This is a genomic window from Klebsiella pneumoniae complex sp. WS1778, from assembly GCF_049472055.1.
Classification (GTDB): domain Bacteria; phylum Pseudomonadota; class Gammaproteobacteria; order Enterobacterales; family Enterobacteriaceae; genus Klebsiella; species Klebsiella quasipneumoniae.
On the sequence record NZ_JBKGTJ010000003.1, the window covers coordinates 41,742 to 67,587 of the forward strand.

General features: G+C 56.8%; 22 protein-coding genes. 12 read left to right on the forward strand and 10 right to left on the reverse strand.

Annotation, left to right across the window (positions count from 1 at the left end; genetic code table 11):
- The 7 genes from sspB to nanQ all read left to right on the forward strand — a co-directional run bounded on the left by sspB (position 1) and on the right by nanQ (position 6,076).
- Positions 1-495 (forward strand): ClpXP protease specificity-enhancing factor, encoded by a 495-nt coding sequence (sspB, locus tag ACLEXF_RS14675; protein ID WP_002918465.1) that lies wholly within the window; start codon positions 1-3, stop codon positions 493-495.
- Between the two features lie 93 nt (positions 496-588).
- Positions 589-1,368, forward strand: a complete 780-nt coding sequence (gene nanR, locus ACLEXF_RS14680) for a transcriptional regulator NanR (RefSeq protein ID WP_004206225.1) — start codon at positions 589-591, stop codon at positions 1,366-1,368.
- A gap of 148 nt (positions 1,369-1,516) precedes the next feature.
- A complete protein-coding gene (gene nanA / locus ACLEXF_RS14685; RefSeq protein ID WP_004206223.1) occupies positions 1,517-2,410 on the forward strand; it encodes an N-acetylneuraminate lyase in 894 nt (297 codons plus the stop codon).
- 104 nt (positions 2,411-2,514) lie between these two features.
- Positions 2,515-4,002, forward strand: a complete 1,488-nt coding sequence (locus ACLEXF_RS14690) for an MFS transporter (protein ID WP_060656524.1) — start codon at positions 2,515-2,517, stop codon at positions 4,000-4,002.
- Positions 4,003-4,051: 49 nt separating this feature from the next.
- Positions 4,052-4,741, forward strand: a complete 690-nt coding sequence (locus ACLEXF_RS14695; RefSeq protein ID WP_004206221.1) for an N-acetylmannosamine-6-phosphate 2-epimerase — start codon at positions 4,052-4,054, stop codon at positions 4,739-4,741.
- Complete coding sequence (gene nanK / locus ACLEXF_RS14700) at positions 4,738-5,622, forward strand: N-acetylmannosamine kinase (protein WP_004206220.1); 885 nt, start codon at positions 4,738-4,740, stop codon at positions 5,620-5,622. Before ACLEXF_RS14695 ends, nanK begins: the two co-directional genes overlap by 4 nt.
- Complete coding sequence (nanQ, locus tag ACLEXF_RS14705; RefSeq protein WP_004206219.1) at positions 5,609-6,076, forward strand: N-acetylneuraminate anomerase; 468 nt, start codon at positions 5,609-5,611, stop codon at positions 6,074-6,076. The genes nanK and nanQ overlap by 14 nt, the downstream gene beginning before the upstream one ends.
- 71 nt (positions 6,077-6,147) lie before the next feature.
- On the opposite strand, the gene gltD is transcribed toward nanQ, so the two are convergent.
- Positions 6,148-7,566, reverse strand: coding sequence for a glutamate synthase subunit GltD (gene gltD / locus ACLEXF_RS14710; protein ID WP_004206218.1), 1,419 nt, complete (start codon positions 7,564-7,566; stop codon positions 6,148-6,150).
- A gap of 9 nt (positions 7,567-7,575) precedes the next feature.
- On the reverse strand, positions 7,576-12,036 hold the full coding sequence (gene gltB / locus ACLEXF_RS14715) for a glutamate synthase large subunit (protein ID WP_017899925.1): 4,461 nt from the start codon (positions 12,034-12,036) through the stop codon (positions 7,576-7,578).
- A 673-nt stretch (positions 12,037-12,709) separates the two neighbouring features.
- Between gltB and ACLEXF_RS14720 the strand changes: the two genes are divergently transcribed.
- Positions 12,710-13,645 (forward strand): TIGR01212 family radical SAM protein, encoded by a 936-nt coding sequence (locus ACLEXF_RS14720; RefSeq protein ID WP_423265786.1) that lies wholly within the window; start codon positions 12,710-12,712, stop codon positions 13,643-13,645.
- 52 nt (positions 13,646-13,697) lie between these two features.
- Here the strand turns inward: ACLEXF_RS14720 and ACLEXF_RS14725 are convergent, their stop codons facing one another.
- On the reverse strand, positions 13,698-14,981 hold the full coding sequence (locus ACLEXF_RS14725; protein ID WP_407259574.1) for an MFS transporter: 1,284 nt from the start codon (positions 14,979-14,981) through the stop codon (positions 13,698-13,700).
- A gap of 76 nt (positions 14,982-15,057) precedes the next feature.
- A complete protein-coding gene (locus ACLEXF_RS14730) occupies positions 15,058-16,074 on the reverse strand; it encodes a Zn-dependent oxidoreductase (RefSeq protein ID WP_108450829.1) in 1,017 nt (338 codons plus the stop codon).
- A 297-nt stretch (positions 16,075-16,371) separates the two neighbouring features.
- Between ACLEXF_RS14730 and uxuA the strand changes: the two genes are divergently transcribed.
- The 4 genes from uxuA (at position 16,372) to mtgA (ending at position 21,533) form a co-directional block, all read left to right on the forward strand.
- Positions 16,372-17,436, forward strand: a complete 1,065-nt coding sequence (uxuA, locus tag ACLEXF_RS14735; RefSeq protein ID WP_044524869.1) for a mannonate dehydratase — start codon at positions 16,372-16,374, stop codon at positions 17,434-17,436.
- A gap of 148 nt (positions 17,437-17,584) precedes the next feature.
- A complete protein-coding gene (gene arcB / locus ACLEXF_RS14740; protein WP_023319214.1) occupies positions 17,585-19,924 on the forward strand; it encodes an aerobic respiration two-component sensor histidine kinase ArcB in 2,340 nt (779 codons plus the stop codon).
- Positions 19,925-20,157: 233 nt separating this feature from the next.
- Entirely contained in the window at positions 20,158-20,811 is a 654-nt protein-coding gene (gene elbB, locus ACLEXF_RS14745; protein ID WP_004206211.1) for an isoprenoid biosynthesis glyoxalase ElbB, read from the forward strand.
- Positions 20,808-21,533 (forward strand): monofunctional biosynthetic peptidoglycan transglycosylase, encoded by a 726-nt coding sequence (gene mtgA, locus ACLEXF_RS14750; protein WP_206339665.1) that lies wholly within the window; start codon positions 20,808-20,810, stop codon positions 21,531-21,533. Before elbB ends, mtgA begins: the two co-directional genes overlap by 4 nt.
- Positions 21,534-21,595: 62 nt before the next feature.
- Here mtgA and npr read toward each other — a convergent pair whose 3' ends face one another.
- The 6 genes from npr to lptB form a co-directional block, all read right to left on the reverse strand.
- A complete protein-coding gene (gene npr / locus ACLEXF_RS14755; protein WP_002918431.1) occupies positions 21,596-21,868 on the reverse strand; it encodes a PTS phosphocarrier protein NPr in 273 nt (90 codons plus the stop codon).
- Positions 21,865-22,719, reverse strand: a complete 855-nt coding sequence (rapZ, locus tag ACLEXF_RS14760; protein ID WP_004206208.1) for an RNase adapter RapZ — start codon at positions 22,717-22,719, stop codon at positions 21,865-21,867. Before rapZ ends, npr begins: the two co-directional genes overlap by 4 nt.
- A gap of 45 nt (positions 22,720-22,764) precedes the next feature.
- Positions 22,765-23,253 carry a PTS IIA-like nitrogen regulatory protein PtsN gene (gene ptsN / locus ACLEXF_RS14765; protein ID WP_004144926.1) on the reverse strand — a complete coding sequence of 163 codons (489 nt, stop codon included), beginning with the start codon at positions 23,251-23,253 and terminating at the stop codon, positions 22,765-22,767.
- Between the two features lie 70 nt (positions 23,254-23,323).
- Positions 23,324-23,611, reverse strand: coding sequence for a ribosome hibernation promoting factor (gene hpf, locus ACLEXF_RS14770; RefSeq protein WP_004206206.1), 288 nt, complete (start codon positions 23,609-23,611; stop codon positions 23,324-23,326).
- Positions 23,612-23,633: 22 nt separating this feature from the next.
- Positions 23,634-25,067, reverse strand: a complete 1,434-nt coding sequence (gene rpoN, locus ACLEXF_RS14775; protein ID WP_004206204.1) for an RNA polymerase factor sigma-54 — start codon at positions 25,065-25,067, stop codon at positions 23,634-23,636.
- A 47-nt stretch (positions 25,068-25,114) separates the two neighbouring features.
- Complete coding sequence (gene lptB / locus ACLEXF_RS14780) at positions 25,115-25,840, reverse strand: LPS export ABC transporter ATP-binding protein (protein WP_004206203.1); 726 nt, start codon at positions 25,838-25,840, stop codon at positions 25,115-25,117.
- Between the last annotated feature and the right edge of the window lie 6 nt (positions 25,841-25,846).

Genomic DNA, 25,846 nt, shown 5'->3' on the forward strand with positions numbered 1-25,846 from the left:
ATGGATGTATCACAGCTGACGCCGCGTCGCCCGTATCTGCTGCGGGCGTTTTATGACTGGCTGCTGGATAACCAGCTGACGCCGCACCTGGTGGTGGATGTCACACTGCCGGGCGTGCTCGTGCCGATGGAGTACGCGCGCGACGGGCAAATCGTTCTCAATATTGCTCCGCGTGCGGTAGGTAATCTTGAGCTGGCGAACGACGAAGTGCGCTTCAACGCGCGCTTTGGCGGCGTGCCGCGCAACGTGTCTGTCCCGCTGGCTGCGGTACTCGCCATCTATGCCCGTGAGAACGGCGCTGGCACGATGTTTGAACCGGAAGCGGCCTATGACGAAGACGTCAGCAGCCTCAACGATGATGACGTCGCGCCTGAGAGTGAAAGCGAAACGGTGATGTCGGTGATTGATGGCGATAAGCCGGACAATCACGACGACGATCCTGACGACACGCCGCCGCCGCGCGGTGGCCGCCCGGCGCTGCGCGTCGTGAAATAATCCTTACCAGGCCCTTCGGGGCCTGTTTTATGCTCTCTGCAAAATTCTTGTGTTAAGATGGAACAGCCGTCACATGCTGTCACAAATCACGCAATGGTCCCTATGAGCGCATTTGATCCACAAGCCGAAGATACCCCGTCCTCCATTGGCAACAGCCTTGGCCGCCGTCCTCTGGCGCGCAAAAAACTGTCTGAAATGGTGGAAGAAGAGCTGGAGCAGATGATCCGGCGCCGGGAGTTTGCGGAGGGTGAACAGCTGCCGTCCGAACGTGAGCTGATGACCTTTTTTAACGTTGGACGTCCTTCGGTTCGTGAAGCGCTGGCGGCGCTGAAGCGTAAGGGACTGGTGCAGATCAGCAACGGCGAACGCGCTCGCGTTTCCCGGCCTTCAGCGGACACCATCATTGGCGAGCTTTCCGGCATGGCGAAAGACTTTTTGTCTCACCCTGGCGGTATCGCGCATTTTGAACAGCTGCGTCTGTTTTTTGAGTCCAGTCTGGTTCGCTATGCCGCAGAACACGCCAGCAATGAGCAGTTGGAAAAGCTGACGCAAGCGCTAAAGATCAACAGTCAATCGCTGGATGACAATGCGCTGTTTATCCGCTCTGACGTTGAATTTCACCGCGTGCTTGCGGAGATCCCCGGTAATCCAATCTTTATGGCTATCCATGTGGCCCTGCTGGACTGGCTAATCGCCGCCCGGCCAACGGTGCCCGAGCGCGAACTGCACGAACATAACAGCGTCAGCTATCAACAGCATATCGCTATTGTTGATGCTATTCGTCGTCGCGATCCTGACGAAGCCGATCGCGCCCTCCAGACCCACCTCAATAGCGTATCCGCCACCTGGCACGCCTTAGGTCAGAAAGCCTGATCTCGTAGTTTATCCTCACGATCCTGAGGATCGTTTAGTGAAGTAGATCGCATTATAAGCGTTCTCTATTACTCTGCTGCTTATTTGATCTGGTATAACAGGTATAAAGGTACATAGTTAATCATTAAGAATTCACAAAGAGGTAGATATGGCGGTCAATTTACGTGGGGTTATGGCGGCGTTGCTTACGCCGTTCGATGGGCAGCAAAAACTGGATAAAGAGAGCCTGCGTCGACTGGTGCGATTTAATCTGCGCCAGGGTGTTGATGGACTATATGTTGGAGGATCTACCGGTGAAGCCTTTGTCCAGAGCGGCACAGAGCGTCAGGAAGTGCTGGAGATCGTAGCGGAAGAGGCGAAAGGCAAAATGACTCTTATCGCCCATGTCGGCTGCGTGAGTACCCTCGAAAGCCAGCAACTGGCAAGGGCTGCGGTAGGTTATGGCTACGATGCTGTCTCCGCCGTCACGCCGTTCTATTATCCGTTTAGTTTCGAAGAACACTGCGCGCATTATCAGGCCATTATTGAGTCGGCTGATGGCTTGCCGATGGTGGTGTACAACATCCCGGCGCTAAGCGGCGTGAAGCTGACCCTCGATCAAATCAATACCCTGGTGACGCTGCCTGGCGTCGGTGCGCTAAAGCAGACTTCAGGCGATCTATTCCAGATGGAACAGATCCGACGGGCTCATCCGGATCTGGTGTTGTACAACGGTTACGATGAGATATTTGCCTCAGGTCTGTTGGCAGGAGCTGATGGCGGTATTGGGAGTACTTACAACATCATGGGCTGGCGTTACCAGGGAATGGTCGCGGCGCTGAAAGTGGGTGATGTTGCCAAAGCACAGCAGCTGCAATGTGAGTGCAACAAGGTAATCGACCTGTTGATTAAAACCGGCGTATTCCGTGGTTTGAAAACCGTATTGCACTATATGGATGTGGTCTCTGTGCCGCTATGCCGTAAGCCGTTTGCACCGGTAGACGAAAAATTCTTGCCGGAGCTGAAAGCGCTGGCGCAGCAGCTAATGCAGGAACACGGCTGATCGGTAGCCGGGTGGCGACAGTGCTTTCCGGCCTGCGGTTGCTCTTTCCTGGCCAGGCAAGCGAAGCCCCCTGGCGCGACAACAAACATCGTCGGGAGAGTAAAATGAGTACACTGCCCCAGAACATCCCGTGGTACCGCCATCTTAGCCGTCCCCAGTGGCGGGCTTTTTCCGCCGCCTGGCTCGGGTATCTGCTTGATGGTTTTGATTTTGTATTAATCGCCCTGGTGCTCACCGAAGTGCAGGGGGATTTTGGCCTGACGACCGTGCAGGCTGCAAGTCTCATCTCAGCGGCTTTCATTTCTCGCTGGTTTGGCGGTCTGATGCTTGGCGCGATGGGCGATCGCTATGGTCGACGCCTGGCGATGGTGACCAGCATTATTCTGTTCTCTCTCGGTACTCTGGCCTGCGGTTTTGCGCCGGGTTACACAACAATGTTTATCGCGCGTCTGGTTATCGGTATGGGAATGGCTGGAGAGTACGGCTCCAGCGCCACTTACGTTATCGAAAGCTGGCCGAGGCATCTACGCAATAAGGCCAGCGGTTTTCTGATTTCCGGGTTTTCCGTTGGCGCAGTTATCGCCGCACAGGTTTATAGCCTGGTGGTACCCGTCTGGGGCTGGCGCGCGCTTTTTTTCATCGGCATTGTTCCCATCGTATTTGCCCTCTGGCTGCGGAAAAATATTCCGGAAGCCGAAGACTGGAAAGAGAATCATGAAGGCAAAGAACCGGTACAGACTATGGTCGATCTGCTTTATCGCGGCAAGCATCGGGTTATTAACATCCTGATGACCATCGTGGCGGCGACTGCCCTATGGTTCTGTTTTGCCGGTGGCTTACAAAATGCAGGTATCGTTCTGCTGCTGGGCGTAATGTGCGCGGTGATATTTATCAGCTTTATGGTGCAGGGCAGCGGTAAACGCTGGCCTACGGGCGTGATGCTGATGGTGGTGGTACTTTTCGCCTTCCTTTATTCATGGCCAATTCAGGCGCTGCTGCCGACTTATCTGAAAACCGAGCTGGCCTATGACCCGACGACGGTGGCAAAGATTTTGTTTTTCAGCGGGTTTGGCGCGGCGGTTGGCTGCTGTGTGGGCGGATTTCTCGGGGACTGGCTGGGCACCCGCAAGGCCTATGTTTACAGCCTGCTGGCTTCACAGTTGTTGATTATTCCGGTCTTTGCAATTGGCGGCACACACATCTGGGTTCTTGGCCTGCTTCTGTTTTTCCAGCAGATGTTAGGGCAGGGGATCTCCGGGATCTTGCCAAAACTGATTGGCGGTTATTTCGATACCGATCAGCGAGCGGCTGGACTTGGTTTTACCTACAACGTGGGGGCGCTGGGAGGCGCGATTGCGCCGGTGCTGGGTGCCTTAATTGCCCAGCGTTTGGATTTGGGTACCGCGTTGGGATCGCTCTCTTTTGGTCTGACCTTCGTTGTAATCCTGCTGATTGGGCTGGATATGCCGTCCCGCGTACAGCGCTGGATTCGGCCGGAAGCGATACGAACTCATGATGCGATCGATGGTAAACCTCTAATCGGAGCGGTGCCTTTTGGTGGTAACAAAAGCGGCTTAGTTAAGACCAGATAACAACAGCCCGGCTGCGGTGCCGGGTGTGCATATTTATCAGGGAGCGAGTATGTCTTTGCTTAAAGAATTGGATTTACGCATTAGCGCTAACGGCGGTCTTATTGTTTCCTGTCAACCGGTACCCGGCAGCCCATTGGATAAGCCGGAGATCGTTGCCGCGATGGCGCTGGCGGCGGAGCAGGCCGGGGCGGTCGCGTTGCGCATTGAAGGCGTAGAGAATCTGCGCGCGGTACGCGCGCAGGTAAAGGTGCCGATTATCGGCATTATTAAACGCGATCTGGATGATTCGCCGGTAAGGATCACGCCCTATCTGGAAGATATCGATGCATTGATGCAGGCTGGCGCCGATATTATCGCCGTTGATGGCACAGAGCGAGCGCGCCCTGTTCCAGTGGCAACGCTACTGGCGCGTATCCACCAGCATAAGCTAGTGGCGATGGCCGACTGCTCCTCTCTTGAGGATGGCCTGGCCTGTCAGGCTCTTGGCGCGGAAATCATCGGCACTACGCTGTCGGGCTATACCATGGCGTATACCCCGGATGAACCAGATCTGGAGCTGGTGAAAGCGCTGGCGGAGGCCGGCTGCAGGGTGAATGCGGAAGGGCGCTACAACACACCGGCTCAGGCAGCGGAAGCCATACGCCACGGTGCGTGGGCGGTGACCGTTGGTTCTGCGATTACCCGCCTGGAACATATTTGCCAGTGGTATAACACGGCGTTAAAAGAGACGAAGTCATGACGACGCTGGCGATAGATATTGGCGGTACGAAGCTTGCTGCGGCGCTGGTAACGGATGACCTGCTGCTCTGCGATCGTCGCGAGCTACCCACTCCTGCCAGCAAAACAGCGGATGCTCTGAACACGGCGCTGGAGGCGCTTGTCAGGCCTCTGTGCATGCGGGCAAAGCGCGTCGCGATAGCCTCGACCGGGATTATTCGTGAAGGAAACCTGATTGCAATTAATCCACAGAATCTTGGCGGACTCATGCACTTCCCGCTGGTAAAAACGTTACGAGAAATAACCGGTCTGCCAACGCTGGCGATAAATGATGCTCAGGCGGCAGCCTGGGCGGAATACCAGGCGATGGCTGATAAGGTCAGCGATATGGCGTTTATTACCGTTTCTACCGGGGTTGGCGGCGGCGTGGTGAGCAACGGTACTTTACTTACCGGGGCCGGAGGCCTGGCCGGACACCTGGGGCACTCGTTAGCCGATCCTGACGGACCGCTTTGCGGCTGCGGCCGCGTCGGCTGCGTAGAGGCCATTGCTTCCGGACGGGGAATCGCCGCGGCGGCAACTGACGATCTCTGCGGACTGGATGCGAAATCTATTTTTACTTTTGCGGCGCAAGGCCACCCGCAGGCGCGTTTACTCATTCAGCACTCGGCACAAACTTTGGCGCGGATGATTGCCGATCTTAAAGCGTTGACCGATTGCCAGTGCGTGGTCGTTGGCGGCAGTATTGGCCTGGCGGATGGGTACTTACCGTTGGTGAGGGACTATCTGGCGCAAGAACCGGCTATTTACCAGGTTCCATTATGCGCAGCACACTATCGCCATGATGCTGGCCTGCTGGGAGCGGCGCTATGGGGCAAGGAGAGAAGCCATGATAATCGGTGATGTAAACAATCCATTGTTGGCTGGCGTGTCGTCGGGGCTACAAAAGGCGATATCCCTCGCCCTGGATCATGATTTATTGAGTCTTTCTCCCGGAAGCGTTGAACTTCAAGGGGATAATGTCTTTATGAATGTGATGCAGTTTATGACGGAGTTTCCGGCAGATAAAAAGGCTGAACTACATACGAAGTTTATCGATATCCAGATATTACTGGCGGGCGAAGAGCAGATTTTTTTCGGCGTAGCCGGCTCCGCAATGCAGTGCGAGGAGATGCACGTTGAGGAGGATTATCAGCTGTGCAACGCGATTGATGGCGAACAGTCGGTCATTCTGACGCCAGGTATGTTCGCGATCTTTATGCCGGGTGAACCGCATAAGCCAGGATGCGTAATAACCGAGCCCGCAGAGATAAAAAAAGTGGTGATTAAAGTCAGCGCAAATTTGTTAAGCGCATAAATAAGCCCGATGGGATTAACCATCGGGCCTGAGTCCCATACCCGGATAAAACCGCTATCCGGGTATTCGCATTACACTTCCAGGTAGTTCAGGATCCCGTCCGCCGCTTTACGTCCTTCGGCAATCGCGGTGACTACCAGGTCGGAACCGCGCACGATATCGCCACCGGCGAAGATTTTCGGGTTGCTGGTCTGGAAGGCGTTCTCGCTGCCTTCCGGGGCAATGATGCGGCCCTGGGAGTCCAGCTCGACGCTGTGCTTCGCCAGCCACTCCATGCTGTGGGGACGGAAGCCAAACGCCATGACGACGGCGTCTGCCGGCACCACGTGCTCAGAGCCGGGAACGATCTCCGCGCGACGGCGGCCTTTTGCATCCGGCTGGCCCATCTCGGTGCGCGCCATCTTCACGCCGCACACTTTGCCGTTGGCATTCACTTCCACACCCAGCGGCTGGACGTTGAACTGGAACTCCACGCCTTCTTCACGCGCGTTTTTCACTTCGCGTTTTGAACCCGGCATGTTCTCTTCGTCACGACGATAGGCGCAGATCACGTGAGCCGCATTCTGACGGACGGAGGTGCGTACGCAGTCCATCGCGGTGTCGCCACCGCCGAGCACGACCACGCGTTTGCCTTCCATGCTGACGTAGGGCTCATCGGCGGTTTCGCCAAAGCCCATGATCTGCTTGGTATTGGCGATCAGGAACGGCAGCGCGTCGTAGACGCCCTGGGCGTCTTCGTTGTCCAGCCCGCCGCGCATTGACTGATAGGTGCCAACGCCGAGGAACACCGCATCGTACTCTTTCAGCAGGTCGTCAAGCTGCACGTCACGGCCCACTTCGGTATTGAGTTTGAACTCAATGCCCATGCCAGTGAAGATCTCCCGGCGGCGGGTCATCACCTCTTTTTCCAGCTTGAACGCCGGGATACCGAAGGTCAGCAGGCCGCCGATTTCCGGATGGCGGTCAAACACCACCGCCTTGACGCCGTTACGGGTCAGGACGTCGGCACAGGCGAGGCCCGCCGGGCCAGCGCCGATGATAGCGACGGTTTTACCGGTCGGTTTCACGCCGGAGAGATCCGGACGCCAGCCCATCTCGAATGCTTTATCGTTGATATAGCGTTCGATGTTGCCGATGGTCACCGCGCCGAACTCATCGTTCAGCGTACAGGAGCCTTCACACAGGCGGTCCTGCGGGCAAACGCGCCCGCAGACTTCCGGCAGGGTGTTGGTCTGGTGCGACAGCTCAGCCGCCTCAAAAATACGTCCCTCGTTGGCCAGCTTCAGCCAGTTCGGGATGTAGTTATGCACCGGGCACTTCCATTCGCAGTACGGGTTGCCGCAGGACAGGCAGCGATCTGCCTGCGCCTTGGCCTGGCCTTCTGAAAACGGCTCGTAAATTTCCACAAATTCAATTTTACGGATCTTCAGCGGTTTCTTTGGCGGATCAACGCGCTGCAGGTCGATAAATTGATAAACGTTCTGACTCATCTTAACCCCTTACTGCGCCTGCACCCGCAGCTCAGCTGCGGAACGACTACGGTGACCCAACAGTGCTTTAACATCGCTGGACTTCGGTTTAACCAGCGCAAACTTCGCGGAGAAGGCCGGCCAGTTGGCGAGGATCTCTTCGCCGCGTTGCGAACCGGTAAGCTGTACGTGCTCGGTGATTAAACCGCGCAGGTGCTCTTCATGGATGGCCAGAGAGTCAACGTCCAGCACTTCCACCAGCTCCGGATTCACGCGCTTGCGGAAGTCGCCATCTTCATCCAGGACATAGGCAAAGCCGCCGGTCATCCCTGCGCCAAAGTTGACGCCGGTTTTACCGAGCACGCAGACGATGCCGCCGGTCATATATTCACAGCCGTTGTCGCCGATGCCTTCCACCACGGTAATGGCGCCGGAGTTACGCACCGCGAAACGCTCACCTGCGCGGCCTGCGGCGTACAGACGACCACCGGTCGCGCCGTACAGGCAGGTGTTGCCGATAATGCTGGCTTCGTGACTGCGGAAAGCGGAGCCCACCGGAGGACGAATGGCCAGCAGACCGCCCGCCATGCCTTTGCCGACATAGTCGTTGGCGTCGCCCGTCAGATGCAGTTCCACGCCGCCGGCGTTCCACACGCCGAAGCTCTGGCCCGCGGTGCCGCTAAAGTGAGCGACGATCGGGTCGCCCGCCAGTCCCTGGTCGCCATGGGTCTGGGCGATATACCCGGACAGCGAGGCCCCCACGGAGCGGTCGGTATTGCGGATATCGAACCAGAACGTTTTGCTCTGCTTTTCATCCACGTACGGTTTCGCCTGCTGCAGCAGCTGGGCGTTGAGCACGCCGTTATCGAACGGCGGGTTATTTTCGGTGCAGTACAGCGCTTTGCCAGGATGCGGCTCTGCGGTCTCCAGCAGTTTACCCAGATCCAGTTTCTGCTGCTTGGCGGTGAACCCATCCAGCTCTTTGAGCAGATCGGTGCGGCCAATCAGATCCACCAGTCGCTTGACGCCCAGCTGGGCCATCAGCTCGCGGGTTTCACGGGCGATAAATTCAAAGTAGTTGGTCACTTTGAACGGCAGACCGTGATAGTGGTTCTTACGCAGTTTGTCATCCTGGGTCGCCACGCCGGTCGCGCAGTTGTTCAGGTGACAAATACGCAGGTATTTACAGCCCAGCGCCACCATCGGGCCGGTGCCGAAGCCGAAGCTTTCCGCGCCAAGGATCGCCGCTTTGATGATATCGAGGCCGGTTTTCAGGCCGCCATCCACCTGCAGACGGATCTTGTGACGCAGACCGTTAGCGACCAGCGCCTGCTGGGTTTCCACCAGACCAAGCTCCCACGGACAGCCGGCATATTTCACTGAAGTGAGCGGGCTTGCCCCGGTGCCGCCGTCGTAGCCGGCGATGGTGATCAGATCGGCATAAGCCTTGGCTACGCCGGTGGCGATGGTGCCCACGCCCGGTTCCGAAACCAGCTTGACCGAGATCATCGCTTTCGGGTTAACCTGCTTGAGGTCGAAAATCAGCTGCGCCAGATCCTCGATAGAGTAGATATCGTGGTGCGGCGGCGGGGAGATCAGCGTCACGCCCGGTACCGAATAGCGTAGTTTAGCGATGTACGGGGTGACTTTATCACCCGGCAGCTGACCGCCTTCACCCGGCTTCGCGCCCTGGGCGACTTTGATCTGGATAACGTCGGCATTGACCAGATAGGCTGGGGTGACGCCGAAGCGGCCGGATGCCACCTGCTTGATGCGCGACACTTTGTTGGTGCCGTAGCGCGCCGGGTCTTCACCGCCTTCACCGGAGTTGGAGAAGCCGCCGATGCTGTTCATCGCTTCCGCCAGCGATTCGTGCGCTTCCGGACTCAGGGCGCCGATCGACATCGCTGCGGTATCGAAGCGTTTAAACAGCTCCTTCGCCGGCTCCACGTCGTCGATGCTGATGGCATCTTCGCCCGGGTTGAGCGCCAGCAGATCGCGCAGCGTGGCCGCCGGGCGTTCGTTAACCAGCTTCGCGTATTGTTGATAATCGCTGTACTCACCGCTCTGCACAGCCTGCTGCAGGGTGCGCACCACGTCCGGGTTGTAGGCGTGATATTCGCCGCCGTGAACGTACTTCAGCAGACCGCCCTGAGCCAGCGGCTTGCGCGCCAGCCATGCGCGTTTCGACAGATTCAGCAGATCCTGCTGGAAATCGTCGAAGCCGGCGCCGCCGATGCGGCTGACCACGCCCTGGAAGCAGAGGTCGGAGACATCGCGATGCAGACCGACCGCTTCGAACAGCTTCGAGCAGCGGTAGGAGGCGATGGTCGAGATCCCCATCTTGGACATGATCTTATACAGACCTTTGTTGATACCGTTGCGATAGTTCAGCATCACCGCACGGTACGGTTTATCGATGGCTTTGCTGTCGACCAGCTTCGCCAGCGTTTCATAGGCGAGGTACGGATAGATAGCTGTCGCGCCGAAGCCCAGCAGCACGGCGAAGTGGTGCGGATCGCGGGCGCTGGCGGTTTCAACGATGATGTTGGCATCGCAGCGCAGACTTTTATCGACCAGACGGGTCTGGATCGCGCCAACGGCCATCGGCGCCGGCACCGGCAGGCGGTCTTTGGCGATGTTACGGTCGGAGAGGACCAGCAGCACGGTACCATCGCGTACCATCTGCTCCGCTTTGTCGCACAGGGCCTTCACCGTCTCGCTGAGGGAAGCCTCTGCCGGGTTGAAGGTGATGTCGAGGACGTCGGCACGATAGTGCTCTTCTTCCATCGTCGTCAGCTGTTTGAAATCGGAGTACAGCAGGATCGGAGATTTGAAGCTCAGACGATGCGCCTGGCCTTCCGCTTCGCAGAAGACGTTCATTTCGCGACCGATGCTGGTGGCCAGCGACATGACGTGCGCTTCACGCAGCGGATCGATAGGCGGGTTCGTCACCTGGGCGAACTGCTGACGGAAGTAATCGTAGATAATGCGCGGCTGGCTGGAAAGGACGGCAAACGGCGTGTCATCGCCCATAGAGCCGACCGCCTCCTGGCCATTTTCGCCGAGCACGCGCAGAACCGAGTCCAGCTCTTCCGCGCTGTAGTTAAACTGTTTCTGGTAGCTGGCCAGCAGATCGTCGTCCAGCTGGCGGCTGCCAACCTCTTCGTCCGGCAGATCTTCAAACGGCACCAGGCGACGAACGTTTTTCTCCATCCACTCTTTATACGGATGGCGGCTCTTCAGATCGTCATCGGTTTCCGCCGAGTGCAGAATGCGTCCGGCACGGGTATCGATAACCATCAGCTCGCCCGGGCCCACGCGGCCTTTTTCAACCACTTCGTCCGGCTGGTAGTCCCAGATGCCGACTTCAGAGGCGCAGGTGATGAGCTTATCTTTGGTAATGACGTAGCGCGCCGGGCGCAGGCCATTACGGTCGAGGTTACAGGCCGCGTAGCGACCGTCGGACATGACGATGCCCGCCGGGCCGTCCCATGGCTCCATATGCATGGAGTTAAAGTCGAAGAATGAACGCAGCTCCGGATCCATATCCGGGTTGTTCTGCCAGGCTGGCGGCACCAACAGACGCATGGCGCGCACAATGTCCATCCCGCCGGCCAGCAGCAGCTCCAGCATGTTGTCCATTGAACTGGAGTCGGAGCCGGTTTCGTTAACGAACGGCGCGGCGTCGTGCAGGTCCGGGATCAGCGGGGTCTGGAACTTATAGGTACGGGCGCGAGCCCACTGGCGGTTGCCGGTGATGGTGTTGATTTCACCGTTGTGCGCCAGGTAGCGGAACGGCTGTGCCAGCGGCCAGCGTGGTACGGTGTTGGTGGAGAAGCGCTGGTGGAACAGGCAGATAGCCGACTCCAGGCGCAGGTCTGCGAGGTCCAGGTAGAAGCGCGGCAAATCCGCCGGCATACACAGACCTTTATAGATGTTGACCAGGTTGGACAAGCTACAAACGTAGAAATCTTTGTCTTCCTGCAGGCGTTTTTCAATGCGACGACGCGCAATAAACAGACGGCGCTCCATATCGCGCGGGCGCCAGCCGGCCGGGGCGTTAACAAAGATTTGCTCAATACGGGGCAGCGAGGAGAGGGCGATTTCACCGAGCACGCCTTCGTTGGTCGGCACATCGCGCCAGCCGACGATCGACAGGGTCTCAAGCTGAAGTTCTTCTTCAACGATGCGGCGCGCCGCTTTCGCCAGTTCAGGATCTTTATTCAGGAACAGCATCCCAACGGCGTAGTTTTTGGCTAAACGCCAGCCGCGCTCTTCGGCAACGATGCGGAAGAAACGATCGGGTTTTTGCAGCAGCAGACCGCAACCGTCGCCGGTTTTACCATCGGCAAGGATTGCGCCACGGTGCTGCATGCGGGCCAGTGCGTGTATCGCGGTTCGCACTACCTTGTGGCTAGGTTCGCCTTCTATGTGGGCGATCAGGCCGAAACCACAGTTATCCCTCTCAAGGGATTTGTCGTACAACATATCAGTGAACCTCCCCAGGCTCTACGGACCCCCTCCGATACCGATTGCGCACAGGCACAGAAAGAGCATGGCGACGGGGTTTGCACCTCGCATTCGCCCTCTTTAAATCCTTTTCGCATCGGTACACAAGTTTGAGGACTTGCTGTTAAGAGGGAATCTCAATTACTGCATAAATATGATGAGCAGAGTGCTCATCCAGAAAGCTTCCAGCGGATTCCCAACTTATCGGGAATCCACACTTACGTCAAATGGCAATCTTATTAATACAAAAATGTGCTATGCAGGTATTAACTTGTTGTTTTTAAAATAAATAATGCCATTTTTTATGCTTTGGATACGCCTGCAGAGGGTAAGGCTAGTGTGATCTGTCTCACTGTGCGCGCGGCTTTGCATTACCGATCTACGCTGAAATACATTTCATTATTAGCACATTTGACTGCTGTAAATGTGTGTGATGGACATTAATACTGTTTTTTACCATAAAGCAGATTAGGGCCGCGCGATGATGAAATATAAGGAAAACTCATTACCCTGCGTGTGAATGAAATTGCAGTAATCATGATTGTTTATGCAATGAGATGATTCGCCGCGCTGACGATTGATCCAGGTCATCGCCGTCGGTGACGAAAAGTGGCAGGCTTGGCCCCCTTTGTTGAGGCCGGTCTATCAGATTATGCAGTTACAGAAATTAGTCAATATGTTTGGTGGGGATCTTCTGCGCCGCTATGGCGAAAAGGTCCATAAGCTAACGCTGCACGGCGGTTTTAGCTGCCCGAACCGCGACGGCACGCTGGGCCGTGGCGGTTGCACATTCTGTAACGTGGCCTCGTTTGCGGATGAAGCGCAGCAGCATCGATCCATCGCCGAACAGCTCGCCCATCAGGCGCAGCTTGTTAACCGGGCAAAGCGTTATCTGGCCTACTTTCAGGCCTATACCAGCACCTTTGCTGAAGTGCAGGTGCTCCGCTCGATGTATCGTCAGGCCGTCAGCGAGGCGAATATCGTTGGCCTCTGCGTTGGCACCCGCCCGGACTGCGTGCCGGAGGCGGTTCTCGACCTGCTCAGTGAATACCACCAGCAGGGGTATGAGGTTTGGCTGGAGCTGGGGCTGCAGACCGCCCATGATAAGACCCTGCATCGCATTAACCGCGGGCATGATTTCGCCTGTTACCAGCGCACCGCGCGTCTGGCGCGTGAGCGCGGACTGAAGGTATGCGCGCATCTGATCGTCGGCCTGCCCGGGGAGAGCCAGGAGCATGGCCTCGAGACGGTGGATCGGGTCGTGACCACCGGCGTGGATGGCATAAAGCTGCATCCGCTGCATATTGTGAAAGGCAGCATTATGGCAAAAGCATGGCAGGCCGGTCGTCTCGATGGCATCGAACTGGAGGCGTATACCGTCACCGCCGGGGAGATGATCCGCCATACCCCGCCGGAGGTGATCTACCATCGCATATCGGCCAGCGCCCGTCGGCCGACGCTGCTCGCGCCGCTGTGGTGCGAAAATCGCTGGACCGGAATGGTTGAACTGGATCGCTATCTGAATGAGCAGGGCGCTCAGGGTTCGGCGCTGGGCCGCAGCTGGGTCGCGCCCCAGTCGGCGAAATAGTCTAAGAGGATGCCCGGCGTGATGGCTGCGCCGGGCATGGCTTTCCTGTCAACTAAGCCTGACTGGCTTTCATCGTCACACGCGGCGTTTTGATCACGAACAGCACCAGCAGGGCGCCGAGCGCGGCGATAGTGCCGGCGAGGACAAAGGCGCTGTCGAATTTACCGGTAGACTGCACGATATAGCCGGTGACAATCGGTCCCACGATGCCGGAGACGCTGCCGATAAGGTGGATAAAGCCGCTGGTGCCGCCAACGCGGGATTTATGCACCACGTCCTGGATAATCGCCCAGTAGATCGCTCCGGTGACATAGAGGAAAAAGATGGAGACTGACATCAGCAGAACGGCAGGAACGACGCTGCTGACGGTACCGGCAAGCCCCACACAGATGGCGGCCATCAGCAGACATACCACCAGCACAATTTTGCGTGACAGCAGCAGGCGTCCGGTGAGTTTAAAAATTTTATCGGAAATATAGCCCCCCAGCGCCAGACCGACAAAGCCGACTATCCATGGGATCATGGTGGTGAGGCTCATCTGTTTAATATCGAGATGGTGCTGCTGAACCAGATAGGACGGAAACCAGCTGAGAAAGAAAAACAGAATATAGTTGTAGCAAAAGAAGGCAAAGGCCGTCACCAGTATAATAGGTTGTTTGAGATAATAACCCAGCGAGTGGGCGGTTTGATTTTCAGTTGATTCCAGCGCAGACTCCTCTTGCTTCATATTATTAATGAGCATGAGCTCTTCCCGGCTGACATGTTTATGTTTTTCCGGCGAGTTAGCGGCAATAAAAAACCACACTATCATCCACACAATGCCGATGGCGAAAATAATCATAAACGCCGGGCGCCAGCCGAATGCCAGGGCCAGATAACCGACGATGGGGCCGGCAATCGCGCCGCCCAGCGGAGAGCCGGCGCTGAGCAGCCCCACGGCGGTGGCCGCTTGCTTCTTGGGAAACCAGCCGTTGATCATCTTGTTCGCCGACGCGCAAATCGGGCCCTCAGCCATCCCGAAGAGGACTCGCAGCATCAGCATGGAATAAAAGCCGGTGGCAAAGGCAGTTAAGCCGCAAAACAGCGACCACATCCCCACCGCCAGCCCCAGGACTAGCGTTGCGCCAAACTTATCTACGGCCAGACCGCCAATAAAATTAAATACCGCATAGCCGAAGAAAAAACTGCCGAAAATAATACCAAATTGTTCAGCGTTTAGCGCCAGATCCTTTTCAATCATTGGTACCGTAATGGATAACGCCACCCGGTCCAGATAATTAATCATATATACTAAAAATAATAACAGGACGATAATCCAGCGGATATTTTTTCCCATGATGACACCATGATGATTATATTATTGAGCTCTGGCGCGACGGATATCAATATTCACGTCGCCCGTTATTTAGCATTTAACCCAGCTGCAGCAATACCTTGCAGCAAGTTTTCCGATCGTTGGCGAAAATCTCCATCGCCTCTTTTACCTGCTCCAGCGGCATGCAGTGGGTGATTAACGCCTCAGGCTGGATAAGGCCTTTCTCCATCCAGTCGATAACCAGCGGAAAACGCCCGCTGTTTAGCCGGGAGGAGAAAATGGAGATCTCTTTACTGGTGATGCTTTGCTGGGTCAGGGTGGACGGCTCACCGGAGAAGCCGAGTATGCCGATGCGTGCGGCGGGAGAGGCGAGGAGAATGGCCTCCTGAAGGATCGCCGGATGGCAGGCGGCATCGATGATCAGCGTGGGGGCTATCTGCCGCTGCGCCAGCTGTTCCGCCAGCGGCTGGTGAGTGTTATCCAGCGTCAAATCGGCGCCGTTGTCCCGCGCCATCTGCAGACGTTCGGCAATGCGGTCCACTACGATCACCTGCTTAACGCCATACACCCCTTTCAGCGCCTGGATCGCCGTCAGACCCATCGGACCTGCGCCGTAGATCAGGGCGATATCCTGCGCCGTGGGCTGCAGCTGGGCGGTAATGTTTGCCGCAATGGTAAAAGGCTCAACCATCGTCGCCTGACGATCGCTGATGGCCTCCGGAATGCGCCAGGCGTTTTTCGCCGGCACGCAGGCGTAGTCGCTGAATCCGCCGTCGCAGTGAACCCCGATGACCTGGAGCTGCGCACAGACATTCGGCCGCCCCACCGAGCAGGGATAACAATGGCCGCAGCTGACGACAGGGTCGACCGCGACGCGCTCGCCGATGCGTGCCGAAGAGACCTGCTCGCCGACGGCATCAATGATGCCGAAGAATTCATGGCCGATAACGCGGGGATATTTCGCGAAGGGGTTATGGCCTTGATAGATATGCACATCGGACCCGCAGATCCCGGCAAAGGCGATTTTCACCCGGACTTCGTGGGCGCCCGGAGCGGGAACCGGACGGGATTCGATGTTCAGTTGGCCTGGCTCTTTGACAACGACGCTTCTCATTTCTGTTCCTTCCCTTGTCTGTTTTCTGAACAAATAGCGTTATTTTTATTACCATACAAGTATGCAATTGATCATAACTAGCTCTGGATCACATTTGGCGAAGGTCGTCAGAAAAAGCCCGGGAATGATTAATCTATTGAAATAAATTGAGAAAAATTATGAATGCCGCGAAAGCGACCTTACCGACGAGCCGGTCAGCAGGAATGTGATCGTCATCACGACAGTTAAGGCTCAATCAATTATGATTACTGGTATGGTAGTAGGGTGAAATTAAACTATGTTGAGCAGGTGATGACGATGCAGATGACAATGCGCTGGTTTGGACCAGAGGAAGATAAGGTTTCATTAGAGCATATACGCCAGGTGCCCGGCGTGGAGGGAGTGGTCGGCGCGCTCTATGACGTCGCGGTCGGCGAGGTATGGCCGGAGGATAAAATTGAGCGTCTGGTCAGCCAGGCCCATGCCGCAGGCCTGAAAATGGAGGTGATAGAGAGCGTCAACATCCATGACGACATCAAAATCGGCCTCCCTTCCCGTGACCGCTATATTGCCAACTATCAGCAGACCATTCGCCACCTTGCCCGCTTCGGCGTCAAAGTCATCTGCTATAACTTCATGCCGGTGTTTGACTGGATGAAGACGGATATGAACTACGTCCTGCCGGATGGCTCTTTGACGATGGCTTTTGAGAAGAAAGATATCGATAAGCGGCTGGAAGACGTAGTGAAGGAGGTCCTGGAGAATTCAAACGGCTTCGCGTTGCCGGGCTGGGAGCCGGAACGGCTGGCGGAAGTGCAGACCCTGTTTGCCAAATATAGCGCGGTGGATGACCACAAGCTGCGGGAGAACCTGGTCTATTTTCTGCGGGCGGTGATCCCGGTTTGCGAAGAGGTGGGCGTGAAAATGGCGATCCATCCTGACGATCCGCCGTACTCGATATTTGGCCTGCCGCGTGTGGTCAAAAACCGCGACGATCTGGACTGGATCTGCCGGGCTGTCGATTCACCCGCCAACGGCATTACCCTCTGCACCGGCTCGATTGCCGAAGATCCGGATAACGACGTATACGCTATTCTGGCTGAGTTTACCCGCCGTAAGCGGATCCATTTTGCCCACGTCCGCAATATTAAACTGATGCAGGATAAAGACTTTTACGAGTGCGCCCATCCGTCAGAATACGGCTCCCTGGATATGTACAAGGTGATGCAAGCGTTGCACGACAACGGCTTCGACGGCTATATACGCCCGGATCATGGCCGTTTTATCTGGGGAGAGACCGGACGCCCGGGCTATGGTTTATACGATCGCGCACTCGGGGTGACCTACCTCAAAGGTCTCTGGGAGGCGCTAAGCAAGCGCTAGCCTCCTCCTGACCATGCCTCTTTTTAGCGGCTGGTTCGCCTTGGCGGCCAGCCGTCATATCGGCTCCTTCCCGCATTTTTTGCACAACTTACAGCGCATTGCTCAGAATTGAGTATTATTGTGCGGAGTTGTCGTGAAGGAATCCCCTATGAAGCAAATTCGTATGCTGGCGCAGTATTATGTCGACCTGATGATGAAGCTGGGTCTGGTCCGCTTTTCAATGCTGTTGGCTCTTGCGCTGGTGGTGCTGGCCATCGTGGTACAGATGGCGGTCACCATGGTGCTGCATGGCCAGGTTGAAAGCATCGACGTTATCCGCTCTATCTTCTTCGGTCTGCTCATCACCCCGTGGGCGGTCTACTTTCTCTCGGTGGTGGTGGAGCAACTTGAAGAGTCCCGCCAGCGTCTGTCGCGGCTGGTGGAGAAGCTGGAGGAGATGCGCGAGCGCGATCTGAAGCTGAACGTGCAGCTGAAAGACAATATTGCGCAGTTGAATCAGGAGATTGGCGAACGTGAAAAGGCGGAAGCCGAGCGTGAGACCACCCTTGAGCAGCTGAAGATCGAGATGAAAGAGCGTGAAGAGACGCAGATCCAGCTCGAACAGCAATCCTCCTTTCTGCGCTCTTTCCTCGACGCCTCCCCGGACCTGGTCTTTTACCGCAATGAGGATAAAGAGTTTTCCGGCTGTAACCGGGCGATGGAGCTGCTGACCGGCAAAAGCGAGAAACAGCTGATCCACCTCAAACCACAGGACGTCTATAGCGAAGAAGCAGCGGAAAAGGTGCTGGAAACCGATGAGAAGGTGTTCCGCCACAATGTATCGCTGACCTATGAGCAGTGGCTGGACTATCCCGATGGCCGTAAAGCGTGCTTTGAAATCCGCAAGGTCCCGTACTACGATCGCGTCGGTAAGCGTCGCGGCCTGATGGGCTTCGGGCGCGATATCACCGAACGAAAACGCTATCAGGACGCCCTCGAACGCGCCAGCCGGGATAAAACCACCTTCATCTCCACCATCAGCCATGAGCTGCGTACCCCGCTGAACGGGATCGTCGGGCTGAGCCGAATTTTGCTGGATACCGAACTGACCAGCGAGCAGGAAAAATACCTGAAAACCATCCATGTCTCGGCGGTGACGCTGGGGAATATCTTCAATGATATTATCGACATGGATAAAATGGAGCGCCGTAAGGTACAGCTCGATAACCAGCCGGTGGACTTCACCAGCTTCCTTGCCGACCTTGAAAACCTTTCCGGTCTGCAGGCGCAGCAGAAGGGGCTGCGCTTTGTGCTGGAGCCGAGCCTGCCGCTGCCGCACAAGGTGATCACCGACGGCACCCGCCTGCGGCAGATCCTGTGGAATCTTATCAGCAACGCCGTGAAATTTACCCCACAGGGCGGTGGGGTGAACGTCCGCGTGCGCTATGACGAAGGCGATATCCTGCACTTCGAAGTGGAAGACTCCGGGATTGGTATTCCTGAAGCGGAACAGGACAAAATATTCGCGATGTATTACCAGGTCAAAGACAGCCACGGCGGCAAACCAGCCACCGGCACCGGGATTGGCCTCGCCGTATCGCGCCGCCTGGCGCGCAATATGGGCGGCGATATCAGCGTCACCAGCCAGCCGGGTAAAGGAGCGACCTTTACGCTCACCGTCCATGCGCCTGCCATTGCGGAAGAAGTGGAAGATACCCTGGCGGAAGACGACATGCCATTACCGGCGCTCAACGTGCTGCTGGTAGAAGATATTGAGCTCAACGTCATCGTGGCGCGCTCGGTGCTGGAAAAGCTGGGTAACAGCGTGGATGTCGCGATGACCGGTAAAGCCGCGCTGGAGATGTTTGAGCCTGGCGAGTACGACCTGGTGCTGCTGGATATCCAGCTGCCGGATATGACGGGTCTGGATATCTCTCGTCAGCTAAAACAGAATTTTGCCGCGGATGAGCTGCCGCCGCTGGTAGCCCTGACCGCCAACGTGCTGAAGAATAAGAAAGAGTATCTTGATGCCGGCATGGACGATGTGCTGAGCAAGCCGCTATCGGTGCCGGCGCTGACGGCCATGATCAAAAAATTCTGGGATGCGCCGGAAGAGGAGGCGCAGGAAGCGCCGGCGGCCGATCTGCATAAAGCCGACGCGGTGCTGGATACCGATATGCTGGAGCAATACATCGAACTGGTGGGACCGAAGCTTATCAACGATGGTCTCGCGGTGTTTGAGAAGATGATGCCGGGCTATATGTCCGTCCTTGAGTCTAATCTCACCGCCCGCGATCAAAAAGGGATCGTCGAAGAGGGGCATAAGATCAAAGGGGCTGCGGGTTCTATTGGCCTGCGCCACATCCAGCAGCTGGGTCAGCAGATCCAGACGCCGGACCTGCCTGCCTGGTCTGATAATGTCGCTGAATGGGTTGAAGAGATGAAATCCGAGTGGCAAAACGACGTGGCGATTCTGAAGGCATGGGTGGCGAAGGCCGGGAAAAAATGACCCCGGACAGACCGGGGTGCGCGAATACTGCGCCAACACCAGGGAACTGGTGGTTGAGCCAGTGTGATTTGAGTGATGTTGTTACGTGGCGCAACCTGAGAAGTGGATTGCTCGCTCATTAAGATAGCAAAGCTTAACTAATTTGTTACATGAATCAGTAAAATATGTGAAGCATAGCGAGTAAATCGACATTTTTGACTGGTTTCAGTGAGTTGCATGGAGGAGCGAAGGCGATGAAAAAAATTGGTGTGGTACTGAGCGGCTGCGGCGTGTACGACGGCAGTGAAATTCATGAGGCAGTGATTACCCTGCTGGCGATCGCGCGCAACGGCGCGCAGGCGGTCTGCTTTGCGCCCGATAAACCGCAGCGCGACGTCATCAACCATCTGACGGGTGAACCGTTGACGGAGCAGCGCAACGTGCTGGTGGAAGCGGCGCGCATCGCCCGCGGCGACATCCTGCCGCTGGCGCAAGCGCGTGAGGAGACGCTGGACGCGCTGATCGTCCCCGGCGGCTTCGGCGCGGCGAAAAACTTAAGCAGCTTCGCTGCCGAGGGCAGCAAATGCGAGGTGGACCACGATCTACGGGCCCTGGCGCTGGCGATGCATCAGGCCGGCAAGCCGCTGGGCTTTATGTGCATCGCTCCGGCGCTGCTGCCGAAGATCTTTGCGTTTCCGCTGCGGATGACTATCGGGACCGATCTCGACACTGCCGATGTGGTGGAGGAGATGGGGGCGGAGCATGTGCCTTGCCCGGTCGATGACATCGTGGTGGATGAAGAGAATAAAGTGGTCACCACCCCGGCGTATATGCTGGCGGAGAATATTGTGCAAGCCGCCACTGGGATCGAAAAACTGGTCGCCCGCGTGCTGGCGCTGAGCGCATGAAGCTCCGCATTGCGCCCTTCGCGCTGCTCAAACGACTGGCGCTGCGTCTGCTGCTGATCGCCGCCGTCTTCTGGGGCGGGGGGATCGCGCTGTTTAGCGTGCTGCCGGTGCCCTTTTCGGCAGTCATGCTTGAGCGGCAGATAAGCGCCTGGCTGTCCGGCGATGTCCACTATCTGGCGCACTCCGACTGGGTCGCCATGGATAAGATCTCCCCGTGGATGGGGCTGGCGGTGATTGCCGCCGAAGATCAGAAGTTCCCGGAACACTGGGGGTTTGACGTCTCGGCAATCGAAAAGGCGCTGGCGCACAATGAGCGTCACGATACCCGCATCCGCGGCGCGTCAACGCTGTCGCAGCAGACGGCGAAAAACCTGTTTTTGTGGGATGGTCGTAGCTGGCTTCGCAAGGGGCTGGAGGCCGGATTGACCGTCGGCATGGAAACCGTGTGGAGTAAAAAGCGAATCCTGACCGTCTACCTGAATATTGCCGAGTTTGGCGAGGGGATTTTTGGTGTGGAAGCGGCCGCCCAGCGCTATTTTCATAAGCCCGCCAGCCAGTTGACGCCGGGGGAAGCGGCTCTGCTGGCCGCGGTGCTGCCAAACCCGATCCGCTATTGCGCCGACGCGCCTTCGGGCTATGTGCGCAACCGCCAGGCCTGGATCTTACGCCAGATGCGACAGCTGGGTGGGGAAGGGTTCATGCGTGAGCATAAGCTCTATTAGCGGGTAAATCCGGCGCCGGGGCTGGTACCGTCGCCAGTCTCCGTCGCCGGGAAGCGTCACCTTTAGTCTTCGTCAAACCCGGCATTAAACAGGGCAATCACCGCGGCGAGGGCTTCCACTTCCTGCGGACCGCTGGCCTCCACCTCTATCTGCCGTCCTTTCGCCGAGTCCAGCATCAGCAGGGCAATGACGCTGTTGGCTTCCGCCTCCGTGCCTTCATCGTTGCGCAGCAACACCTCGGCATCGAAATTCTGCATCAGTTCGAACAGCTTCATCGCCGGGCGGGCGTGCATGCCCAGCTTATTGGTGATTTCAACGGTCTGCTTTACGGTCATGATTTACGTTTTTCCAGCGTCCGATGACGAGACTGCACGTTTTTACCGCGCGAGCGGAAGTAGTCAGCCAGTTGTTCAGCAATATAAACCGAACGATGTTTACCGCCGGTGCAGCCAATGGCCACCGTCAGATAGCTGCGATTGTTGGTCTCCAGCATCGGTAACCATAGCTCAAGATAGCTCCGGGTCTGGTAAATAAAGTTGTGCACTTCGGTGTGCCGATCGAGGAAGGCGGCCACCGGCTTATCCAGACCGGTCATGGGACGCAGCTTCGGATCCCAGTGCGGGTTTGGCAGAAAGCGCACGTCAAAGACGTAATCGGCATCGATCGGGATACCGTGCTTAAAGCCGAAGGATTCGAAGACCATGGTCAGTTCGCGTTCTCGTTTACCCAGCAGCCGGGTGCGTAACATTTCCGCCAGCTCGTGAACCGACATCTCCGAGGTATCGACAATCAGATCGGCCCGCGAGCGCAGGGGCTCCAGCAGATCGCTCTCTTCATCGATGGCGCTTTCCAGCGACAAATTCTTGCTCGACAGCGGATGCAGGCGACGGGTGTCGCTGTATCGACGGATCAGCGTGTTGCGATCGGCATCGAGAAACAGCAGCTGCGGCGAAAAGCACTCCGGCAGGTTTTTCATCGCCTGCTCGAAGATCTCCGGTGATTCCGGCATGTTCCGCACGTCGATGCTGACGGCCGCCGAAATATTGCGGTCAGCCAGCGACCGTGCCAGATCGGGCAGCAGCACGACCGGCAGGTTATCCACGCAGTAAAAGCCCATATCTTCCAGCGCTCGCAGAGCGACGGATTTACCCGAGCCCGAGCGGCCGCTGACGATCATCAGTACCATGTACCGTTTCTCCTCAGTACGATAAAGGATAAGGTGCGACTGCCGTTATGCGTCATCGCTGCTTCCTGCTTCGGTGATGATCTCATACAACTCTTCATCGCTCTGCGCCGCGCGCAGGCGACGACAAATCGCTTTGTCGGCCAGCCGTTTGGCCACCAGGGAGAGCGTATGCAGGTGGGTTTTTGTCTGATCGGCCGGCACCAGCAGCGCGAACAGCAGGTCGACAGGCTGATTGTCGATCGCGTCGAAGGCGATGGGGGTTTCCAGCTGGACAAAAACGCCGACAGCACGCAGCGTATCCTCTTCCAGTTTTCCGTGGGGAATGGCGATACCATTGCCAATCCCGGTACTGCCCATTTTTTCGCGGGTGAGGATCGCTTCGAACACCACCTGCGGCGGCAAACTTAACTGTTTGGCGGCCAGTTCGCTAATGATTTCCAGAGCACGCTTCTTGCTCTGGCAGTGAACCTGGCTACGGGTACATTCCTGGTTCAGGACGTTGCTCAGTTGTAGAGCCGAATCGTTGTTCATCATAATTTCACCTGAGCGCCCCCGCGCCCGTCGCCGATGTTACCTGGCGGCTGACGCAGGGGGGCCCGGACAATTAGTGTTGTTTTAGTTTATCTTTATGCTTCGTTAACTGTCTTGCCAGCTTGTCGATAAGACCATCGACAGCTGCATACATATCCTGCCCTTCCGCACTGGCATGGATTTCGCCACCGTTGACATGCAGATTCGCGTCCGCAATTTGCGTCACTTTCTCTACTTTTAACACAATATAGACCTGATTGATCCGGTCGAAAAATTGTTCCAGCTTGCTGAACTTCGCCGTGACGAAGTCGCGCATCGCGGGAGTGATCTCGACGTTGTGTCCTGTAATGTTGAGCTGCATAGTGTCTTCCTTATCGGTTGTGTCAGACCAGTTGTTTACGCTGGTTTGACGGCGGGATGGATAAAGACTCTCTGTACTTCGCGACAGTGCGGCGCGCGACCATGATACCCTGCTCGGACAGCATGGAGGTGAGCTTACTGTCGCTCAACGGCTTCGCGGGATTTTCCGCGGCGATGAGTTTCTTCACCAGCGCGCGAATCGCCGTCGACGAGGCTTCGCCGCCGCCTTCGGTATTGACATGGCTGGAGAAGAAATACTTCAGTTCAAAAATACCGCGCGGACTGTGCAGATATTTTTGCGTGGTGACACGGGAAATCGTCGATTCATGCATCTCGACGGCCTGGGCGATATCGGCCAGCACCATCGGCTTCATATACTCTTCACCCTGTTCGAAAAAAGCCTGCTGTTGTTCTACGATGCAGCGGCTCACGCGCAGCAGGGTATCGTTGCGGCTTTCCAGACTTTTAATCAGCCAGCGGGCTTCCTGCAGATTGCTGCGAATGAACTGGCCGTCGGCGTCATTGCGGGCGCTGTTGCCCATTGCCGCATACTGCTGATTAATTTTCAGCCGTGGAATGCTGTCGGCGTTGAGCTCCACGGTCCAGCGGCCGCTGACCTTGCGCACCAGCACGTCGGGAATGACATATTCCGGTTCGCTGGTTTGAATGGACTGGCCTGGACGGGGATCCAGGGACTGGATCAGGTTCACCGCCTCTTTCAGCACCTCTTCTTTCAGCCGGGTCACCCGCATCAGGGTGCGGAAATCATGGTTGGCCAGAAGATCGAGATGATCGCTGATAATCAGCCGGGCCTCTTCCAGCCAAGGCGTCTCTTTGGCGAATTGCGAGAGCTGGATCAGCAGACAGTCGCGCAGATCTTTCGCCGCGACGCCAACCGGATCAAAACGCTGGATGCGCTTCAGGACGGCTTCCACTTCTTCGAGGCCGATCTCCTCATCGCCGATGCTGTCGACGATATCTTCAATCTGAACGGTGAGGTAGCCCGTATCGTCGACGGCGTCGACAATGGAGGTGGCGATGGCGCGGTCGGTATCGGTGAAGGGCGTCAGCTCGACCTGCCACATCAGGTAATCCTGCAGCGTCTGGGTGGTCTCGCCTTGATAAACGGGGAGTTCGTCGTCCTGGTAGTCCACGCCGTTGCCTGACGGCGTACCGGCGGTATAGATTTCATCCCAGCTTGCATCGAGAGGAAGCTCGTCGGGCATCTCTTTTTGCTCAAGTGCGTCGACGGTATCGAGAGACTCGCGGTCCTCCACCTCTTTCGCCTCTACCTCGTCGTGAAGATCGGTTTGCTCAAGCAACGGGTTACTTTCCAGCGCTTGCTGGAGCTCTTGCTGGAGTTCTAACGTGGACAACTGCAGCAAACGAATCGCCTGCTGTAGCTGCGGCGTCATGGCAAGCTGTTGGCTAAGCCTTAATTGCAAACCTTGCTTCATGTTCAGGGTAAATATCTCCGGCTAAAACGTCTGTAACCTCTACCCTATCAGAGTCTGAAGTCTTCCCCAAGATACACGCGCTTAACCTGCTCATCTTCGAGGATCTGCTGCGGTGTACCATGAGCGATAAGGTGTCCCTGACTGACAATATACGCGCGTTCGCAGACCGCGAGAGTCTCTCTGACGTTATGGTCGGTAATCAGTACGCCGAGGCCGCTGTCGCGCAAATGCTCAATGATGCGTTTGATGTCGATAACCGAGATCGGATCCACGCCGGCAAAGGGTTCATCCAGAAGAATAAATTTCGGGTTGGCCGCCAGCGCGCGGGCGATTTCGACGCGGCGGCGTTCACCACCGGAGAGCGCCTGACCGAGGCTGTCGCGCAGGTGCTCAATATGAAACTCTTCCATCAGCTCTTTGGCGCGATCTTCCCGCTGCTCGCTGCTCAAATCGTCACGGATCTGCAGGACCGCCATCAGGTTGTCATAAACGCTCAGGCGACGGAAAATCGAGGCTTCCTGCGGCAGATAGCCGATCCCCCGGCGCGCGCGCGCGTGCAGCGGCAGCAGGCTGATGTCTTCGTCATCAATGATAATATTGCCCGCGTCGCGCGGCACAATCCCGACCACCATGTAGAAGGTGGTGGTTTTACCGGCGCCGTTGGGGCCAAGCAAGCCGACAATCTCCCCCGAGTTAACGGTGAGACTGACATCTTCCACCACGCGGCGGCCTTTATACGCTTTAGCGAGATTCTTCGCAGTTAAGGTTGCCATAACGGA

What these genes read in the sequence shown, in the direction of transcription:
- ACLEXF_RS14725 (WP_407259574.1), bottom strand. Translation starts at nt 14,981, where the DNA reads ATGGGAAAAAATATCCGCTGGATTATCGTCCTGTTATTATTTTTAGTA.
- lptB (WP_004206203.1), bottom strand. Translation starts at nt 25,840, where the DNA reads ATGGCAACCTTAACTGCGAAGAATCTCGCTAAAGCGTATAAAGGCCGC.
- nanK (WP_004206220.1), top strand. Translation starts at nt 4,738, where the DNA reads ATGACGACGCTGGCGATAGATATTGGCGGTACGAAGCTTGCTGCGGCG.
- ACLEXF_RS14695 (WP_004206221.1), top strand. Translation starts at nt 4,052, where the DNA reads ATGTCTTTGCTTAAAGAATTGGATTTACGCATTAGCGCTAACGGCGGT.
- rpoN (WP_004206204.1), bottom strand. Translation starts at nt 25,067, where the DNA reads ATGAAGCAAGGTTTGCAATTAAGGCTTAGCCAACAGCTTGCCATGACG.
- arcB (WP_023319214.1), top strand. Translation starts at nt 17,585, where the DNA reads ATGAAGCAAATTCGTATGCTGGCGCAGTATTATGTCGACCTGATGATG.
- nanR (WP_004206225.1), top strand. Translation starts at nt 589, where the DNA reads ATGGTCCCTATGAGCGCATTTGATCCACAAGCCGAAGATACCCCGTCC.
- elbB (WP_004206211.1), top strand. Translation starts at nt 20,158, where the DNA reads ATGAAAAAAATTGGTGTGGTACTGAGCGGCTGCGGCGTGTACGACGGC.
- ACLEXF_RS14690 (WP_060656524.1), top strand. Translation starts at nt 2,515, where the DNA reads ATGAGTACACTGCCCCAGAACATCCCGTGGTACCGCCATCTTAGCCGT.
- mtgA (WP_206339665.1), top strand. Translation starts at nt 20,808, where the DNA reads ATGAAGCTCCGCATTGCGCCCTTCGCGCTGCTCAAACGACTGGCGCTG.
- nanQ (WP_004206219.1), top strand. Translation starts at nt 5,609, where the DNA reads ATGATAATCGGTGATGTAAACAATCCATTGTTGGCTGGCGTGTCGTCG.
- sspB (WP_002918465.1), top strand. Translation starts at nt 1, where the DNA reads ATGGATGTATCACAGCTGACGCCGCGTCGCCCGTATCTGCTGCGGGCG.
- rapZ (WP_004206208.1), bottom strand. Translation starts at nt 22,719, where the DNA reads ATGGTACTGATGATCGTCAGCGGCCGCTCGGGCTCGGGTAAATCCGTC.
- hpf (WP_004206206.1), bottom strand. Translation starts at nt 23,611, where the DNA reads ATGCAGCTCAACATTACAGGACACAACGTCGAGATCACTCCCGCGATG.
- nanA (WP_004206223.1), top strand. Translation starts at nt 1,517, where the DNA reads ATGGCGGTCAATTTACGTGGGGTTATGGCGGCGTTGCTTACGCCGTTC.
- gltB (WP_017899925.1), bottom strand. Translation starts at nt 12,036, where the DNA reads ATGTTGTACGACAAATCCCTTGAGAGGGATAACTGTGGTTTCGGCCTG.
- gltD (WP_004206218.1), bottom strand. Translation starts at nt 7,566, where the DNA reads ATGAGTCAGAACGTTTATCAATTTATCGACCTGCAGCGCGTTGATCCG.
- ptsN (WP_004144926.1), bottom strand. Translation starts at nt 23,253, where the DNA reads ATGATGAACAACGATTCGGCTCTACAACTGAGCAACGTCCTGAACCAG.
- ACLEXF_RS14730 (WP_108450829.1), bottom strand. Translation starts at nt 16,074, where the DNA reads ATGAGAAGCGTCGTTGTCAAAGAGCCAGGCCAACTGAACATCGAATCC.
- ACLEXF_RS14720 (WP_423265786.1), top strand. Translation starts at nt 12,710, where the DNA reads ATGCAGTTACAGAAATTAGTCAATATGTTTGGTGGGGATCTTCTGCGC.
- npr (WP_002918431.1), bottom strand. Translation starts at nt 21,868, where the DNA reads ATGACCGTAAAGCAGACCGTTGAAATCACCAATAAGCTGGGCATGCAC.
- uxuA (WP_044524869.1), top strand. Translation starts at nt 16,372, where the DNA reads ATGCAGATGACAATGCGCTGGTTTGGACCAGAGGAAGATAAGGTTTCA.